This is a genomic window from Parachitinimonas caeni (assembly GCF_030129945.1).
In the GTDB taxonomy this organism is placed as follows: domain Bacteria; phylum Pseudomonadota; class Gammaproteobacteria; order Burkholderiales; family Chitinimonadaceae; genus Parachitinimonas; species Parachitinimonas caeni.
This window is the reverse complement of record NZ_JARRAF010000263.1, coordinates 1-265: the sequence shown is the minus strand read 5'-3', so window position 1 is coordinate 265 and position 265 is coordinate 1. Positions and strand designations below refer to the sequence as shown.

General features: G+C 61.1%; 1 protein-coding gene. It reads left to right on the top strand.

The genetic code is table 11. The features are described 5' to 3' along the window. On the top strand, positions 1-265 hold a 265-nt coding region (locus PZA18_RS25645; protein WP_407951223.1), incomplete at its 3' end, for a zinc ribbon domain-containing protein.

Sequence of the window (265 nt, the reverse complement as noted above, 5' to 3'; positions counted from 1 at the left end):
ATGGCGCATCAGATGCTTGGTTACAAAGCGGAAGAAGCTGGTACTCGGGTGCATCTGGCCAACACGCGCCAACTCAAGCCATCGCAACGCTGCGCGAAGTGCTGGGCGATTGTGCCCAAGAAGCTGAGCCAGCGGGTACATGTGTGTCCATGCGGGCACACGGCCCCACGCGATCAAAATAGTGCGTTGGTGGTACTCATCGACGCGCACACGCCTGGGACGGGCGTGGCGGCGAGACAGAAGCCTCTGCAAGCGAATGCGCGCA